This is a genomic window from Afifella sp. YEN Y35 (assembly GCF_047553465.1).
GTDB classification, from domain to species: Bacteria; Pseudomonadota; Alphaproteobacteria; order Rhizobiales; family Afifellaceae; genus Afifella; species Afifella aestuarii.
This window is the reverse complement of sequence record NZ_CP180203.1, coordinates 2,650,973-2,668,051: the sequence shown is the minus strand read 5'-3', so window position 1 is coordinate 2,668,051 and position 17,079 is coordinate 2,650,973. Positions and strand designations below refer to the sequence as shown.

Below are 17,079 nucleotides of genomic sequence, written 5' to 3'. Positions count from 1 at the left end.
CGGACCCTGCGCCTCGCCTCGGCAAGCCTCTCGCACGCGGAAACGGGCGAGGCGTTGCGCGAAGGGGTTGTGCAAAGAATGGCTGTGGCGCACCTTTGGGCAGAGGGGCAGACAAGATCGCGCGGAGTGTGCATGAGCCAAGGCCGTTTGACCACGCATGTCCTGGATACGGCCGCCGGCCGTCCCGCATCTGGTCTCAGGATCGAGCTCTTCGACGCGGCCGGCGAAAAGCTCCGCGAGGTTTCCACGAACGCCGACGGGCGCTGCGATGCGCCGCTTCTCGAAGGCTCCGATTTCAAGGCGGGGCGCTACGAGCTTCTTTTCCATGTGGGCGATTATTTTCGCGGGAGCGGCGTGGATCTGCCCGATCCGGCCTTTCTCGACGTGGTGCCCGTGCGCTTCGGCATCGCCGATCCCGGCACGCATTACCATGTGCCACTTCTCGTCTCGCCCTACGGCTATTCCACCTATCGGGGGAGCTGATGGGCAAGGCGATCTGCTTTCTTCTCGGCGACGAGCCGCGCCGCGTCACGGATCGCCCGCCGACGGAGACGATCCTCGAATATCTGCGCCGGGAGGAACGTCTGCCGGGCACCAAGGAAGGCTGCGCGGAGGGCGATTGCGGCGCCTGCACGGTGGTTCTGGGCGAACCGGACGAGACGGGTGGCATGGCCTATCGCAGCGTCAATTCCTGCATCCAGTTTCTGCCCTCTTTGCATGGGCGCCAGCTTCTCACCGTGGAACATCTGAAACGTGACGATGGCAGCCTCCATCCGGTGCAGCAGGCGATGGTCGCGCATCACGGCTCGCAATGCGGCTTCTGCACGCCGGGCTTCGTCATGCAGCTCTATGCTGGCTTTCTGACCGGTGAGGCGACGACCCGGCAGGAGGTGAAAGACTGGATCGCCGGCAATCTCTGCCGCTGCACCGGTTATGGGCCGATCATCGACGCCGGCGTCGCCGCGCTGAAGGATGGCGGGCATGGCCGCGGCGTGGGACGGCCCGAGGCGGCGGAGACGGCCGCAAAGCTCCGCGCGCTCGACAACGGCGCCATGCTGCGCATTTCGCACCGCGACGAGACGGGCCGCGAGCAGCGCTGGTTCACGCCGCGCTCCATCGAGGAACTCGCCGTCACCTATTCCGGCTATCCCGACGCCGTGCTCGTCGCCGGCGCCACCGATGTCGGGCTCTGGGTGACGAAGAAACGGCGGTTCCTGCAGACGGTGATCGACGTCACCCGCGTCGAAGAGCTCCAGGAGATTTCCGAGACCGAGGAGACGCTGTCGTTCGGCGCGGCCGTGTCGCATCGCCGGGCGGCGGAGCGGCTCGGGGTGATCCATGCGGATCTCGGCGAGCTGATGCGCCGCTTCGCTTCCGTGCAGATCCGCAATACCGGCACGGTCGGCGGTAACATCGCCAATGGTTCGCCGATCGGCGATCTGCCGCCCGCGTTGATGGCGCTTGGGAGCCATCTTCATCTGCGCCGGCGCGACGAAGAGCGGAACTTGCCGCTTGAAGATTTCTTCCTCGCCTATGGCCGCCAGGACCGCAGGCGCGGCGAATTCGTGGAAAAGGTGGTGATCGACAAGCTGCCGGAGAATGCACACTTCGGCTGCTACAAGATCTCCAAACGCTTCGACCAGGATATTTCCGCCGTGATGGGCGCCTTCCGCGTCGACCTCGACGGCGAGAAGATTTTGGCGGCAAGGCTCGCCTTCGGCGGCATGGCGGCGACACCGAAGCGGGCGGCGAAGGCCGAGGCGGCCCTCATCGGCGAGACTTTCGGCGAGGCGGCGTTCCGGAAGGCTGCGGCGGCGCTTGCGGAGGATTTCACCCCGCTCGACGATATGCGCGCCTCCGCCGCCTACCGGTTGAAAGTGGCGCAGAATTTGCTCCTTCGGTTTTCCATGGATCGAACCGATGACGGAGAGCGCGTGCACAGCGTCCTGGAGCTTGCCTGATGGATGAAAACCTCATCCAGGACCGCGGTGTCGCCGGCACCGCGCGGCAGGCGAGGCCGCATGCGGCGGCGCGGCACGAGAGCCGGGAGAGGATCGCGGGCGGCGTTGCCCGGCCCGAGCCGCATGACAGCGGCGCAAGGCATGTCTCGGGCGAGGCCCGCTACATTGACGACATGGCCGAATTGCCGGGCACGTTGCACATCTATGTGGCGATGAGCGACCGCGCCCATGCCGAGATCAAGAAGCTGGATCTTGAAAACGTGCGCGCCGCCCATGGCGTCGCCTGCGTGCTGACGGCCGCCGACATTCCGGGTGAAAACGATGCAAGCCCGGTCTTCGGCGACGATCCGGTGTTTGCCGACAAGATCGTCGAGTATCACGGCCAGTCGATTTTTGCGGTGGCGGCCGAGACGCTGGCGCTGGCGCGCGCGGCGGCCGACAGAGCGGAGATCGTCTACGAGGACCGCGATGCGGTGATCACGCTCGACGAGGCGCTCGAAGCCGGTGCCGATCTTCTGCCGCCGCACGAAATGCGGCTCGGCGATTGCGATGGGGTGCTCGCGCAAGCGCCGCACAAAGTTTCAGGCCGGGTGCGCATCGGCGGCCAGGATCATTTCTATCTCGAAGGCCAGATCGCCTATGCGCTGCCGGGCGAGGATGGCGACATCATCGTGCATTCCTCCACCCAGCATCCGAGCGAGGTGCAGCACAACGTGGCGAAGGTGCTGGGTCTGCCTGACCATGCCGTGACGATCGAGGTCCGGCGCATGGGCGGCGGCTTCGGCGGCAAGGAAAGCCAGCCCGCACTCTTTGCCGCGATCGCAGCACTCGTCGCGGCGAAGACGGGAAGGCCCGCCAAACTCCGCCTCGACCGCGACGACGACATGGTGATGACCGGCAAAAGGCACGATTTTCTCATCGATTACGAGGCGGGGTTCGACGGCGAGGGGCGCATTGCCGGCGCGGCCTTCGACCAGGCGATGCGCTGCGGCTATTCCGCGGATCTTTCAGGCGCGATTGCCGATCGGGCGATGTTTCACGCCGACAACGCCTATACCTTGAACGCGGCGCGCATCCGCTCGCGGCGCCTGAAGACGCATACGGTGTCGAACACCGCCTTTCGCGGCTTCGGCGGGCCGCAGGGCATGGTGGCGACGGAGCGCATGATCGAGAAGATCGCCTTCGCGCTCGGCAAGGACCCGCTCGATATCCGCAAGGCGAATTTCTATCCGGCGGCGGGTGGTGCGCTGACGCCCTATCATATGGAGGTGACGGACAGTGTCATCGCCGAGATGGTGGAGGAGTTGGAGATAAGCTCCGACTACCGCGCGCGGCGCGCGGCGGTCCGCGCCTTCAACGCCACGAGCCCGGTGGTGAAGAAGGGGCTCGCTCTGACGCCGGTGAAATTCGGCATTTCCTTCACGACCCGGCATCTCAATCAGGCCGGCGCCCTCGTCCATGTCTACAAGGACGGCTCCGTCATGCTCAATCACGGCGGCACGGAGATGGGGCAGGGGCTCTTCGTCAAGGTCGCGCAGGTGGTGGCGGAGGAGTTCCAGATCGACCTCGCCAGGGTGAAGATCACTTCAACGCGCACCGACAAGGTGCCGAATACCTCGGCGACGGCGGCCTCCTCCGGCTCCGACATCAACGGCATGGCGGCGCGGGCGGCGGCGCGCACCATCAAGGAGCGGCTCATTGCCTTTGCGGCCGAAGCTTACGGGGTGCCGCCCGAAAAAATCGTCTTTCGGCCGAACCGGGTTGAGATCGGCGACGAGGAGATGAGCTTCGCCGAACTCGTGGAGGAGGCCTATCTCGCCCGCATCTCGCTGTCGGCCACGGGCTTCTACGCGACGCCCGGCATCACCTATGACCGTGAGACGGCGACGGGCCATCCCTTCTTCTATTTCGCCTATGGCGCCGCCTGTTCGGAGGTCGCGATCGACACGTTGACCGGCGAGAACAAGGTCTTGCGCGTCGATATCCTTCATGAGGTCGGCCGCTCGCTCAATCCGGCCGTCGATATGGGCCAGATCGAGGGCGGCTTCATTCAAGGCATGGGCTGGCTGACGACGGAGGAGCTCTGCTGGAACGGCAAAGGCGAGCTCACCACGCATGCGCCCTCGACCTACAAGATCCCGACGGCGAACGATCGCCCGGACGATATGCGCATCAAGATCTGGGAGAAGGGCGAGAGCCAGGCGGAGACGATCTATCGCTCCAAGGCCGTCGGCGAGCCGCCCTTGATGCTGGCGATCTCCGTTTTCTCGGCGCTCGCGGACGCGGTTTCGGCGGTCTCCGATTACAAGGTCTTCCCCGATCTCGACGCGCCGGCGACGCCCGAACGCATACTCTTTGCCGTGGACGACGTGCGCCGGCAGGCGGCGGGAGAGACGGCCGCATGAGCGGTCTCGCCGCCAAGATGCGCGCCGCGCTCGACGAAGGCCGGCCGGCGATTCTCGTCGAAGTCGGCGAGGCGAAAGGCTCCACGCCGCGCGAGGCGGGGGCGGCGATGCTGGTGACGGAGACGGATTTCGCCGGCACGATCGGTGGCGGCATGCTCGAATACGAGGCGCTGGCCGAGGCCCGCCGGATGCTGGCGGGTGAGCGAAGCTCGGACGCGCGCGAGGTGCCGCTCGGCCCCGATCTCGGTCAATGCTGCGGCGGCCGTGTCGGCCTCTCCTTCCGGCGCGTCGATCGGGCGCTGGCGGCGGAGATGGAGGCCCGTGAGGCGGCCGAGCGCGAGATCTCTCCGAGCGTCGTCGTCTTCGGGGCGGGCCATGTCGGCCGGGCGCTCGCGATGGCTCTGGCACCACTCCCCTTCCGCACGACCATCGTCGATCCGCGCGCGGAAATGCTCAGCGATTTGCCGGAGGGCGTGGAGACGGTCTGGACGGCGCTGCCGGAGGCTGTCATCGCCGAGGCGGCGCCGGGTTCGGCCGCGATCATCGCCACGCACAGCCATGCGCTCGACTTCGCCGTCGCCTATGCCGCACTGAAACGCAGCGATTTTGCCTATACCGGGATGATCGGATCGAAAACGAAACGGGCACAGTTCGAGCGCTGGGCTTGCGGGGAAGGGCTCGCGCGCGCCAATGTGGACCGGCTGATCCTGCCGATCGGAAGCAGAACCTTGAAGGACAAGAGGCCGCCTGTGATTGCCGCGCTCGTCGCGGCGGAGGTGGCGGTCTGCTTGTTGGAAAAACGGCCATCCGTGCAGGCGGATGCGATAGCCACACGGACATGCAGGGAAAGACATGGCGACGGAAGGCACACCGCCACGGCTCGCGCTTGAAGGTATTACCAAGCGTTTTCCGGGCGTTCTCGCCAATGATGATGTGAGCTTCTCCGTCGCGCCGGGCGAGATCCACGCGCTTCTCGGCGAGAACGGGGCGGGCAAATCGACGCTCGTCAAGATCATCTACGGCGTCCTGCAGGCCGACGAAGGCCGGGTGCTGTGGGACGGCGAGCCGGTGTCGATCGCCAATCCGAAGGCCGCGCGGCGCCTCGGCATCGGCATGGTCTTTCAGCATTTCTCGCTGTTCGAGGCGATGACGGTTCTGGAAAACATCGCCCTCGGCCTCGACCATTCTTTCAGCTGGCGCGAGTTGCAGCAGCGCGTCGGCGACATCCTCAAGACCTACGATCTGCCGCTCGATCCGAACCGCGAGGTGCACACTCTGTCGGTGGGCGAGCGGCAGCGCATCGAGATCGTGCGCTCGCTCCTGCAATCGCCGAAACTTCTGATCATGGACGAGCCGACCTCCGTGTTGACGCCGCAGGAGGTGGAACGGCTTTTCGAGACCTTGCGCCGGCTGGCCGCGGAAGGCTGCTCGATCCTCTATATCTCGCACAAGCTCAACGAGATTCAGGCGCTCTGCGACACCGCCACGATCCTGCGGGGCGGGCAGGTCGTCGCCACCTGCGACCCGCGCGAGGAATCGGCGAGATCGATGGCCGAGATGATGATCGGCGCCTCGCTGCGCGACGTGAGCCGCAAGCCCGGCACCGACTTCGGCCCGGAACGGCTGCGCGTCACGCATCTTTCGGCGCCGGGCGAGGGGCCCTTCGGCGTGCCCCTCAAAGACATCAATCTTTCCGTGCGTGCCGGCGAGGTCGTGGGCATCGCGGGCGTCGCCGGCAACGGCCAGAACGAATTGCTGGCGGCTCTCGTCGGCGAGATCGAGGGCGCGGAAAGCGGCAACATCTTTCTCGACGGGGTGCCCTCGATCGCCGCCCATGTCGGCGACAGGCGGCGCGACGGCATGTGCTCCGTGCCGGAAGAGCGCAACGGCCATGGCGCCGTTCCGGCCTGCTCTCTCACCGACAATGCCGTGTTGACGGCGCGCCACCGCATGGAACTGGCGAGCCACGGCTTCATCCGCTATGGGGCGGCGGAGAAATACGCCGAACAGGTGATTGCGGCCTTCGACGTGAAGGCGACGGGGCCGCGCGCGCCGGCGGCGAGCCTGTCCGGCGGCAATCTGCAGAAATTCATCATGGGCCGCGAGATCCTGCAAAAGCCGGACGTCCTCATCGTCTCGCAGCCGACCTGGGGCGTCGATGCGGGCGCGGCGGCTGCCATCCACCAGGCACTCGTCGATCTTGCCGCCGCCGGTTCGGCGATTCTTCTCATCAGCCAGGATCTCGACGAGCTTCTGGCGTTGTGCGATCGCATCGCCGTCATCAATGGCGGCGTCTTGTCGGACATGCTCGACGTGGAAGGGATTTCGATCGAAAGAGTGGGCCTGTTGATGGGCGGCATGCATGGCGAGGATGCCGCCGGGAGTGGCGGCGACGGCGGCGGGCCGCGCCATGGGCCCCGCGAGGAGCAAGTTCATGCGGCTTAGGCTGGAGCCGCGCCGCGAGGCGAGCCGGACGATGCTCTACGGGACGCCGGTTCTGGCCGTCGCGCTCACCGTCCTTGCGGGTATCCTGATCTTTTCGCTCATGGGCTATGACGGGCTGGCGGCGATCTATCAGATTTTCGTCGCGCCGATCGCCGATCCCTATCGCTGGCAGGACCTCTTCGTGAAGGCGGCGCCGCTCATCACCATCGCGCTCGGGCTTGCCATCGGCTTTCGGGCCAATGTCTGGAACATCGGCGCGGAGGGCCAGTATATCGTCGGCGCGCTCGCCGGCACGGGTGTGGCGCTCGCCACCTGGGATATGGAAGGCTACTGGATCCTGCCGGCGATGGTCGCCGCGGGCATTCTCGGCGGTCTCCTCTGGGCCGCGATCCCGGCGTTTCTGAAGACGCGCTTCAACGTCAACGAGATCCTGACCAGCCTGATGCTGACCTATGTGGCGGTGCAGCTTCTCTATTATCTGATGCGCGGCCCCTGGCGCGACCCGGAAGGCTACGGCTTTCCGCAGACGCGCCTGTTCTCCGAATGGCAGACGCTGCCGACCGTCGTGCAGGGCACGCTCGTGCATCTGGGCGTCCCCGTCGCCTTCTTTCTGGCGATCGCCGTCTGGATCGTCCTGTCGCGCACGGTGACGGGCTTTCAGGTGCGCGTCGTCGGCCTTGCTCCGCAGGCGGCGCGTTATGGCGGCTTTTCCGCCCGCGGCACGGTCTGGCTGACGCTTCTCACCTCCGGCGCCTTTGCGGGTCTTGCCGGCATTTTCGAAGCGGCCGGTCCGTTTCAGCAGATGACGCCGCAGTTTTCCGTCAATTACGGCTTCACGGCGATCATCGTCGCCTTTCTCGGGCGCCTGCATCCGCTCGGCATCGTGCTTGCGGGCATGGTCCTGGCCGTGTCCTATGTGGGCGGCGAGAACGCCCAGACGGCGCTCGGCCTTCCCTATGCGGCGACCGGCATGTTTCAGGCGATGATGCTGTTCTTCCTGCTCGCGGTCGACATTCTCGTGCGCTACCGCCTGCGGGTGGTGGTGCCGGCCGATCTCAGCCGGCCGGTGGAAGCGCGCCATCCGCACATAAGGCAGGCGGACGAAGGCTCCCGGACGTCATCCACTCCCCTCGACAAGCAAAGAGAAAGTCTCAGCGCGTGACGACGGCGATCTTCATTTCGATCATCATGACGCTTGTCGGCGCGGCGACGCCGATCCTTCTGGCGGCGCTCGGCGAGCTCGTCGTGGAAAAGAGCGGCGTGCTCAATCTCGGCCTCGAAGGCATGATGCTGATCGGCGCCGTCACCGCCTTCGGCGTGACCTTTACGACCGGCAGCGCCTCGCTCGGTCTCGTCGCCGCGATGGCGGCGGGGGCCGCCGCCTCGATGATTTTCGCGTTCCTGACGCTGACCCTGACCGCCAATCAGGTGGCGACCGGGCTCGCGCTGACGATCTTCGGCATCGGTCTTTCCTCCCTCATCGGGCAGAATTTCGTCGGCCGCACGGTGAGCGGGCTCGAGCATATCTTCCCCGCCGCGCTCGCCGACGATCCGATCGGGCGCGTCGTCTTCGGCTATTCGCCGCTCGTCTATCTTTCGCTCGTCATGACGGCGTTCGTCGCCTGGTTCCTCACGCGCTCGCGCGCCGGTCTCATCCTGCGGGCGATCGGGGAAAGCGACGAGGCGGCGCATTCGATCGGCTATTCGGTCATCCGCGTGCGCTATCTCGCGGTCGCCTTCGGCGGGGCGATGGCCGGGCTCGGTGGCGCCTATTACTCGCTGGTGATGACGCCGATGTGGGCCGACCGGCTGACGGCGGGGCGCGGTTGGATCGCGCTGGCGCTCGTCGTCTTCGCCTCCTGGCGGCCGCTCCGGCTTTTGGGCGGCGCCTATCTCTTCGGCGCGGTGATGACGCTCGAGCTGCACGCCAAGGCCGCCGGCATCAATATCGTGCCGCCGGAATTTCTGGCGATGCTGCCCTATCTTGCGACCATCGTGGTCCTGACCTTGATTTCGATCGCGCCGTCCGGCCGTCGCAATGCGGCCCCGGCCTGTCTCGGCAAACCCTTCCGCGCCACCGGTTGAGCGCGGTTTTCTGATCCCGCACCTCGTGAACACCAGGGAGTTTTGTCAATGAGTAGAATGAACAGGCGCCAGATCTTGGTCGGCAGCGCCGCGACCCTCGCTCTTCCCGCTCTGATCGGCCGGGCCGCCGCCCAGGACGGGCCGCTCAATGTCGGTTTCGTCTATGTCGGGCCGATCGGCGATTACGGCTGGAGCCACGCCCATGACGAGGCGCGCAAGAAGGCGGAAGAGCATTTCGGCGACAAGATCAAGACGAACTACGTCGAGAACGTCGCCGAGGGCCCGGATGCGGAACGCGTCATCCGCCAGCTCGCGCAGCAGGGCAACAAGCTCATCTTCACGACCTCCTTCGGTTTCATGAACCCGACGATCAAGGTCGCGAAGCAGTTCCCGGACGTGCATTTCGAGCATGCGACCGGCTACAAGACGGCCGACAATGTCGGCATCTACAATGCCCGCTTCTATGAAGGCCGCGCCGTCATCGGCACGATCGCCGGCATGATGTCGAAATCCGGCAAGGCGGGCTATGTCGGCTCCGTGCCGATCCCGGAGGTGGTACGCGGCATCAACTCCTTCACGCTCGCCGCGCAGAAGATCAATCCGGACTTCACCACGCAGGTCGTGTGGGTGAACTCCTGGTACGACCCGGCCAAGGAAGCCGATGCGGCCAAGGCGCTGATCGACCAGGGCTGCGATATCATTTCCCAGCACACCGATTCCCCGGCGCCGCTGCAGGCCGCCGAGCAGCGCGGCGTCTACGCCTTCGGCCAGGCCTCCAACATGATCGACTTCGCCCCGAAGGCACATCTGACGGCGATCACCGACAATTGGGGCCCCTATTACATCGACCAGATCCAGAAGGAGCTCGACGGCGAATGGGCGCCGGGCAACATCTGGTGGGGCATCGAGAAGGGTCTCGTCGGCATCGCGCCGTACAACGACATCATGCCGGCCGATGTGAAGGAAGCCGCCGACAAGGTGAAGAACGGCATCGCCTCGGGCGAGATCCATCCCTTCTCCGGCCCGATCACCGACCAGTCCGGCGAAGTGAAGGTGCCGGAAGGCGACACGATCCCGGACGAGCAGCTCCTGGGGCTCGACTGGTACGTGAAGGGCGTTCAGAGCTAAGCGACATTGCCGGGCGGAGGCGGTTTCCGGCCGCCTTCGCCAGCAGGCGACGCCTGCAGCTTTTAAATGAGGACGGAGCGCTCTCCTGCGCTCCGTTGAGTCTCCCCCTTGGGAGGCGGTGACGGATGGGGACGGGGTTCGCATCGAGCCCATCCGTGCGCAATTGGGAGACGGAATGGGCGCGATCGTCTGGGAATGGCTGAGCCTTGCCGTGCGCTTCGTGCACGTGATCACCGGGATCGCCTGGATCGGCTCGTCGTTCTATTTCATCGCGCTCGATCTCGGCCTCAGGCGCCGTGACGGGCTGCCGGACGGCGTCACCGGCGAGGCCTGGCAGGTGCATGGCGGCGGCTTCTACCACATGCAGAAATATGCCGTGGCGCCGCATTTCATGCCGGACGAGCTCACCTGGTTCAAATGGGAGAGCTATTTCACCTTCCTCTCCGGCTTCGTGCTTCTCTTTATCGTCTATTATTTCGGCGCCGAGCTCTTCCTGATCGATCCGTCGGTCGCCGATATTCCCGAATGGGGCGCGGTTCTGATCGGCCTTGCCGGTCTCGGCTCCGGCTGGCTCGCCTATGACCGGCTCTGCCGCTCGCCGCTCGGGCGCCACGACACGCTTCTCTTTGTCGTGCTCTTCGTCTTTCTGGTCGTGGCCTTCTTCCTCTTCTGCCACGTCTTTTCCGGGCGCGGCGCCTTCATCCATTGCGGCGCGCTCATCGCCACGATCATGACGGCGAACGTCTTCTTCGTGATCATTCCGAACCAGAAGATCGTGGTCGCCGATCTGAAGGCCGGGCGGGAGCCGGCCGCGCATCTCGGCAAGGCGGCGAAGCAGCGCTCGCTGCACAACAATTATCTTACGCTGCCCGTCCTCTTCTTCATGCTGTCGAACCATTATCCGCTCGCCTTCGCGACGGAGTGGAACTGGCTGATCGCCATTCTGGTGCTGCCGACGGGCGCGCTCATCCGGCATTTCTTCAACACGATGCATCGGACGGGCCGGAAGCTCTGGTGGCCCTGGGTCGTGGTGGCCGTGCTTGTTGCTGCGATCGTGGCGCTGTCGCGCTTTCCGGGCTACGGGCCGCAGGAGGCGGCGGATGCCAGGATCGACAAGGATCCCGAGCTCGCTCTGATGGCCTCGATGCATTTCGACGACGCGCAGGCGATCGTCATGGGGCATTGCTCCATGTGCCATGCCGCCGAGCCGCTGTTTGAAGGGGTTCACACGGCGCCGAAGGGCGTGCTTCTCGACACGCCGGAAGAGGTCGCCCGCAACTGGCAGAGGATCGACATGCAGGCGGTGCGCTCGACCGCCATGCCGCCGCCGGGGGTTGCGGTGATCAGCCCCGAGGAGCGGCAGACGCTCGCCGCCTGGATCGGAAGCCGGACGACATGGTGAGCACGGAATCTCCCGCGCCGGGCCGGTTGGACGCGATCCGCGGCCGGCTTCTGTGGTTTGAGGCCGATCCCTATCTCGCCGGCGAGCGCGAGGCCGTGCGCTATCTCGAGGACGGGCTTCTCGTTCTGAAGGACGGGCGGATCGCGGCCGTGGGTGAAGCGGGCGTGCTCGCGACGACGCTGCCCGAAAATGCCGTCATTGCCGATCACCGCCCGCATCTCGTCATGCCGGGCTTCATCGACCCGCATCTCCATATGCCGCAGACGCAGGTGATCGCCTCCTACGGCGCGCATCTTCTGGAATGGCTGGAGAAATACACGTTTGTCGAGGAGCAGAAATATGCCGATCCCGGCATTTGCGCGGCGGCCTCGACCTTCCTTCTCGACGAGCTCCTGCGCTCCGGCACGACCTCGGCGGCGGTCTATGGCTCGGTGCATCCAGAATCCGCCGACGCGCTCTTCGCCGAGGCGTTCAAGCGGGACATGCGGCTTGTCGCCGGCAAGGTGATGATGGACCGGGCCGCACCGGACGCGCTCCTCGATACGCCGGAGACGGGATACGAGGATTCAAAGGCGCTGATCGAGAAATGGCACGGGCGCGGCCGGCTCTCCTATGCGATCACGCCACGCTTTGCCGTCACCTCCTCGGAGGCGCAGCTCGAGGCGGCCGGCGCGCTCGCCGCGGAATATCCTCAGATGCACATCCAGACGCATCTGTCGGAAAACACGCTGGAGATCGAAACCGTCGCCCGCGATTTTCCATGGTCTGAGGATTATACCGCCGTCTACGAACGCTACGGGCTGGTGCGGAAGAAGGCGCTGTTCGGCCATTGCATCCATCTCTCTAAGCGTGAACGCCAGGCGCTGGCGCAGGCCGGGGCCTCCGCGATCTCGTGTCCGACCTCGAACCTTTTCCTGGGCTCCGGTCTCTTCGATCTGGCGGCCATGCGCGCGGCCGAACCGGCGGTGAAGATCGGGGTCGCAACCGATATCGGCGGCGGCACCTCCTATTCGATGCTCCAGACGGTCTCGGAATTCTACAAGGTGCTGGCGCTCAAGGGGCAGAGACTGACGCCGTTCGAGGCCTTTCACATGCTGACGCTCGGCAATGCCGAGGCGCTCTGCCTCGATGACCGCATCGGCACGTTTCGGCCGGGAATGGAGGCCGATGTCGTGGTCCTCGACAGCGCCGCGACCCCGGCCATGCGCTGGCGCATGGAGACGGTGGAGACGCTGTTTGAAGAGCTCTTCGTGCTGATGATGCTGGGCGACGATCGGGCGGTCGCGGCGACCTATCTGATGGGTGCGCCCGCTTACAGTTCCGACAACGCTTAGCGGCGCTTCTTCGCCGTCGCATTCTTCGGGGTCACGTCGCGCAGGCGGGCATCGCCGGTCACATCGACCATGCCGATGCCGTGCTTTTCCCGAAGATGCTCGGTCAGAAGCCGGACATTGCGCAGATTGGCCTTGAAGTAGACGTCGCCGAGATCGCCGACGAGGGGCACGAGGCCGAGCGCGAAGTCGAAGCCGGCATTGCGCACCATCTTCGCCTTCACATCCGTGTCGGCGCCGAGCTGGTGGGCACGGTAGATGAGATAGGCGGAGATGACGCCGCCCGCCGCATCGCCGATGCCGGGGATGAGGCCGATCACGGAATCGAAGCCGAAACGGAAGCCCGGCACGCCGAAGCGCGCGTCCATGAGCCGTGCCAGCGATTCAAGCTGCTTGAGCTCGCGCTCCATCTCGACCGCGCTCCGGTTGCGCGACGAGGCGTGGTCGAAGCCGGTGTCGAAACGAGATGAAGCGGTGTGGTCCATGAAGCCGTAACGCGCTCGCCTTCTGCGTGTTCCCGCAAGCGTCTTCGCTTTGCGCCGTGCTCAGAACCGGTCGACGAGCTGGCCGTGCCAGATGGCGAGGCTCACCATGGCGCGGCGGAGCGCGGTGATGCCGGGCACGCGGCCGACCTTCAAGTCGGTGTAGAGGGCGAGTTCCTGCGGTGCGCGGCCGAGCGCCTCTTCGGCGAGGAGCTTGCCGACATAGGGCGCGAGCGCCACGCCCTGGCCGGAAAAGCCGGCGGCCGTCATGACGCCCGGCGCGATCTCGCGGATGAAGGGCATGCGCGCCGGCGTGATCGAGACGACGCCGCCCCAGCCATGGGCGATCTTGACGTCTTTCAGCTGCGGATAGACGCGCAGGAAATGCGGCCGTACGAAGCTGCCGATGTCGGAGGGGATGCGCCCGGCGCTGCTTTCGCCGCCGCCGAAGAGGAGACGACCGTCCGCCGATTTTCGCCAGTAGCAGATGACGAAATAGCTGTCGGAGGCACATTCGCCGCCGGGCAGAACGGTGTTTTCGAGATCTCCGAGCGGTTCCGTTGCCACCATGAAGCTGTTGACGCCGACGGTGCGCCCGCGGGTGACGGCCTCGAACGGACCTGAACGGCCGTTGGTGGTGACGATGAGGCGCTCTGCCGTCACCTCGCCGGACGGTGTTTGGACGCGAAACCGCCCGTTCTCTTTCCTGTGGGAGAGGGCGGGGCTGTCTTCGTAAAGGCGGGCGCCTGCGGCCTCGGTCGCGCCGGCGAGGCCGAGAAGAAAGGCGTAAGGGTCGAGATGGCCGGCGCCTGTGTCGCGACAGCCGCCGTAATAGGAGGGCGAGCCGACGGCCGCTGCCGCTTCCTCACGGCTCAAGACCTCGATGTCGGGATAATCGTAGCGCTCCCGCAGCGTCTCGACGAAATGGGCGTTTTCCTTTTCGTCGTCCGGCCGGTGGAAGACGTCGATGAGGCCGTTGGTGATCTTGCAGCCGAAGCGGGCGGCAAGGCTGCGCACGAGCGCTTTTGCCTCTTCGCCGACCTGCCAGAGTGCCTTGGCGCGCTCGAAGCCGTAATGCTTTTCGAGCCAGAGAATGTCGCGGCGCTGGCCGGAATGGATCTGTCCGCCATTGCGCCCCGACGCGCCGTAGCCGAGGCGGTCCGCCTCCAGCAGCACGACCCGCGTCCCCGCTTCGGCGAGATGCAGGGCCGCGGAAAGGCCCGCGAAGCCGCCGCCGACGATGCAGACATCGGCGTCCGTCTGCCCCGAGAGCGTCGGCCTTTCGGGGCGGTCACCTGCTGTCAGATGGTACCAGGAGGGCGGGAAAGGCCGCGGCACGGCTCGCTCGAAGGTTGGAGGGGTTAGACGCTGAGAAGGAGGTATTCACGCTCCCAGGGGCTGATCACCCCCATGAAGGTTTCGTATTCGGTTTCCTTGATGCCGCGATAGATGCTGACGAAGGGGCTGCCGAAGATTTCCACCAGTTCCGGCGTGTTCTCCAGAAGCTGGACGGCATCGAGGATGGAGCGCGGCAGGGTGAAGGGCGCGTCATAGCCCGTGCCGGCCGCAGGTTCGTCCGGCTCGAGCTTGTTGACGAGACCGAGATAGCCGCAGGCGAGTGAGGCCGCGATCGCGAGATAGGGATTGGCGTCGGAGGATGGGACACGGTTTTCCACGCGACGCGCCGCAGGATCGGAGAGGGGTACGCGCAGCCCGACGGTGCGGTTGTCGTAGCCCCAGCGCATGTTGATCGGCGCCGAGGTGTGCGGCGTGATGCGGCGATAGGAATTCACGAACGGCGCCATCATCGCCATGGCGCGCGGAATGTAGGTCTGCAGGCCGGCGATATAATAGAGGAATTCCTTGCTGGCCCCGCCGTCGGGCGTGGAGAAGATGTTGTCGCCCGTCTTAAGGCTCACCACCGAATGGTGGATGTGCATCGCCGAGCCGGGTTCGGCGGCAATCGGCTTCGCCATGAAGGTCGCGTACATCTCGTGGCGCAGCGCCGCCTCGCGGATCGTGCGTTTGAACAGAAACACCTGGTCGGCGAGTTCGACGGGATCGCCGTGGCGCAGATTGATCTCCATCTGCGCCGTCCCCGCCTCGTGGGCGAGCGTATCGATCTCGAGCCCCTGGGCTTCTGAGAATTCGTAGATGTCGTCGAAGAGGGCCTCGAACTCGTTGACCGCGGAGATCGAATAGGCCTGGCGGGCGCGCTCCGTGCGCCCGGATCGTCCGACCGGCGGCTCGAGCGGATAGTCCGGATCGAGATTGGGTTTGACGAGATAGAATTCGAGCTCGGGCGCCACCACCGGCTGGATGCCGGCGTCGTTGTAGAGCTGGATGACCTGCTGCAGCACCCGGCGCGGCGAGACTTCCACCGGGCGCCCGTCGCGGTGATAGGCGTTGTGGATGACATGCGCGGTCGGGTCGGACGCCCAGGGCACGACGGCGAGGGTGGAGAAATCCGGGCGGAAGATGAGATCGCCGTCCGTGATCGATTCGGCGTATTCCTCTTCGTCGCGGTCCGGATAATCGCCGGTGATGGTCTGGGTGAAGATCGCCGCGGGCAGCGTCATCGGCTTGTCGTCGAAGAACTTTCCGGTCGGCATCAGTTTGCCGCGGGCGACACCGGCCTGATCCGGCACGATGCATTCGATGTCTTCGATGGCCCGTTCCCGGCACCAGCGCCGGGCTTCTTCACTGTTGGCGACGCCGCGTCGGAGAGAGGTTTCCGGGTCCGTCGGCGTGGCCGTGGCTTTGTGCGATTCGGTCATGATCACCTCGCCCCCTTCATACCCGATGATGAGGCGAAGGCGAAGCTCGACGAATGGGCGGTCAAACGGCCGCCGGCGCAGCTCAGTCGAAGAGGTCGAGACCGAATTTGTAGGTGAGGCCGAGAGCCGCCGTGAACTGGTTCTCGCTGCCGACATCGGTGATCGGCGAATCCGCAGCATCGCCGACGAGGCGCTCGTAGCTGGCCTGCCCGACGACCGACCAATTCTCGGTGAAGGCGTAACGCGCTTCGAGCGAGGCTCCGACACCTTTGATGCCGCCGTCGGGATCGAAGACCGCAAGCCCCGAGGCCGCCGCCTGCTCCGGCGTGATGCCGAGATAGGTCTGCAGATATTCCGCATCGGCGAAGGAAAGCCGGGGACCGGCCGTGATTTCGAGCTTGTTGGTCGGATGCGTCACGAGATTGACGCCCGTCTCGCCGACGAAGCCGTCATGGCCCGTCACGCCGCGGCGCAGCGCGAGATAGGCTTCGAGATCGTTCCACCGGTATTTGACGGCACCGCCGAGCTCGACCGCCGTATCGACGTCGCCGATGCCGCGCAGCTTGGAATAATCGCTGTCGTCACGCTCGCGCACGACGCGGAAGGACGGGCTCACCGAAAGCCCCTGTTCCGGCTTGCCGCCGAACTCGCCGAAGACCGGCAGGCTGAGATAATGCAAGGCGACGAAGGGCTGGGGCTGGACCGTATAATCGTCCGCGCCCTCATAGGCGGGCTGGACCGAGGCGCCGGCGCCGAGCTCCAGAATGAGATCGTGGCTGCTCTTTTCGGCGGGAATGGGCGTTTCCTGCGCGGCAACGGGCGAGGTGGCCGACGAGGCGGCGATGAACGCCGCCAGGACACTGCCTGCGAACGCACGGATCGCGGCGCGCGGGTGAACCCGCCGCGTTTTCCCGGATCTGTCGGCTGGTCTGTCGGCCGAATTCTCGATGATGTCGCCAAGCTCTTGCATGGAACAATCGCTACCGGCTCCACGCTGCACAGCAAAGAAACGAATCGTCCGGCGATGGGCTTTTTCGGAAACCGTGGCGGTGCGGCCACGCCT

Annotated in this window: 14 protein-coding genes; 10 read left to right on the top strand and 4 right to left on the bottom strand. The window is 65.6% G+C overall.

Annotation, left to right across the window (positions count from 1 at the left end; genetic code table 11):
- Positions 1 to 132 precede the first annotated feature (132 nt).
- From uraH to guaD, 10 genes are all read left to right on the top strand, one after another.
- Positions 133 to 483 carry a hydroxyisourate hydrolase gene (gene uraH / locus ACK8CP_RS12675; RefSeq protein WP_414832044.1) on the top strand — a complete coding sequence of 117 codons (351 nt, stop codon included), beginning with the start codon at positions 133 to 135 and terminating at the stop codon, positions 481 to 483.
- Positions 483 to 1,961, top strand: coding sequence for a xanthine dehydrogenase small subunit (gene xdhA / locus ACK8CP_RS12670; protein WP_414832043.1), 1,479 nt, complete (start codon positions 483 to 485; stop codon positions 1,959 to 1,961). Before uraH ends, xdhA begins: the two co-directional genes overlap by 1 nt.
- Positions 1,961 to 4,366 (top strand): xanthine dehydrogenase molybdopterin binding subunit, encoded by a 2,406-nt coding sequence (gene xdhB / locus ACK8CP_RS12665; protein ID WP_414832042.1) that lies wholly within the window; start codon positions 1,961 to 1,963, stop codon positions 4,364 to 4,366. Before xdhA ends, xdhB begins: the two co-directional genes overlap by 1 nt.
- Positions 4,363 to 5,256 carry a xanthine dehydrogenase accessory protein XdhC gene (gene xdhC / locus ACK8CP_RS12660; protein WP_414832041.1) on the top strand — a complete coding sequence of 298 codons (894 nt, stop codon included), beginning with the start codon at positions 4,363 to 4,365 and terminating at the stop codon, positions 5,254 to 5,256. The genes xdhB and xdhC overlap by 4 nt, the downstream gene beginning before the upstream one ends.
- Entirely contained in the window at positions 5,219 to 6,811 is a 1,593-nt protein-coding gene (locus ACK8CP_RS12655) for an ABC transporter ATP-binding protein (RefSeq protein ID WP_414832040.1), read from the top strand. The genes xdhC and ACK8CP_RS12655 overlap by 38 nt, the downstream gene beginning before the upstream one ends.
- Positions 6,801 to 7,973 (top strand): ABC transporter permease, encoded by a 1,173-nt coding sequence (locus ACK8CP_RS12650; protein ID WP_414832039.1) that lies wholly within the window; start codon positions 6,801 to 6,803, stop codon positions 7,971 to 7,973. Before ACK8CP_RS12655 ends, ACK8CP_RS12650 begins: the two co-directional genes overlap by 11 nt.
- Before the next feature lie 26 nt (positions 7,974 to 7,999).
- A complete protein-coding gene (locus tag ACK8CP_RS12645) occupies positions 8,000 to 8,896 on the top strand; it encodes an ABC transporter permease (RefSeq protein WP_092810003.1) in 897 nt (298 codons plus the stop codon).
- 57 nt (positions 8,897 to 8,953) lie between these two features.
- Positions 8,954 to 10,024 (top strand): BMP family ABC transporter substrate-binding protein, encoded by a 1,071-nt coding sequence (locus tag ACK8CP_RS12640; protein ID WP_234630342.1) that lies wholly within the window; start codon positions 8,954 to 8,956, stop codon positions 10,022 to 10,024.
- A gap of 175 nt (positions 10,025 to 10,199) precedes the next feature.
- Positions 10,200 to 11,426: a urate hydroxylase PuuD gene (locus ACK8CP_RS12635; protein ID WP_414832038.1), complete on the top strand. Its 1,227-nt coding sequence runs from the start codon at positions 10,200 to 10,202 to the stop codon at positions 11,424 to 11,426.
- Entirely contained in the window at positions 11,420 to 12,760 is a 1,341-nt protein-coding gene (gene guaD, locus ACK8CP_RS12630) for a guanine deaminase (protein WP_414832037.1), read from the top strand. Before ACK8CP_RS12635 ends, guaD begins: the two co-directional genes overlap by 7 nt.
- Here guaD and ACK8CP_RS12625 read toward each other — a convergent pair.
- The 4 genes from ACK8CP_RS12625 to ACK8CP_RS12610 form a co-directional block, all read right to left on the bottom strand.
- Positions 12,757 to 13,242, bottom strand: a complete 486-nt coding sequence (locus ACK8CP_RS12625; protein ID WP_414832036.1) for a DUF4112 domain-containing protein — start codon at positions 13,240 to 13,242, stop codon at positions 12,757 to 12,759. The genes guaD and ACK8CP_RS12625 overlap by 4 nt on opposite strands.
- Before the next feature lie 60 nt (positions 13,243 to 13,302).
- A complete protein-coding gene (locus ACK8CP_RS12620) occupies positions 13,303 to 14,577 on the bottom strand; it encodes an NAD(P)/FAD-dependent oxidoreductase (RefSeq protein ID WP_414832035.1) in 1,275 nt (424 codons plus the stop codon).
- A 23-nt stretch (positions 14,578 to 14,600) separates the two neighbouring features.
- Positions 14,601 to 16,016: a glutamine synthetase family protein gene (locus tag ACK8CP_RS12615; RefSeq protein WP_128292212.1), complete on the bottom strand. Its 1,416-nt coding sequence runs from the start codon at positions 16,014 to 16,016 to the stop codon at positions 14,601 to 14,603.
- 82 nt (positions 16,017 to 16,098) lie between these two features.
- Entirely contained in the window at positions 16,099 to 16,986 is an 888-nt protein-coding gene (locus ACK8CP_RS12610) for a MipA/OmpV family protein (RefSeq protein ID WP_414832034.1), read from the bottom strand.
- Positions 16,987 to 17,079 lie beyond the last annotated feature (93 nt).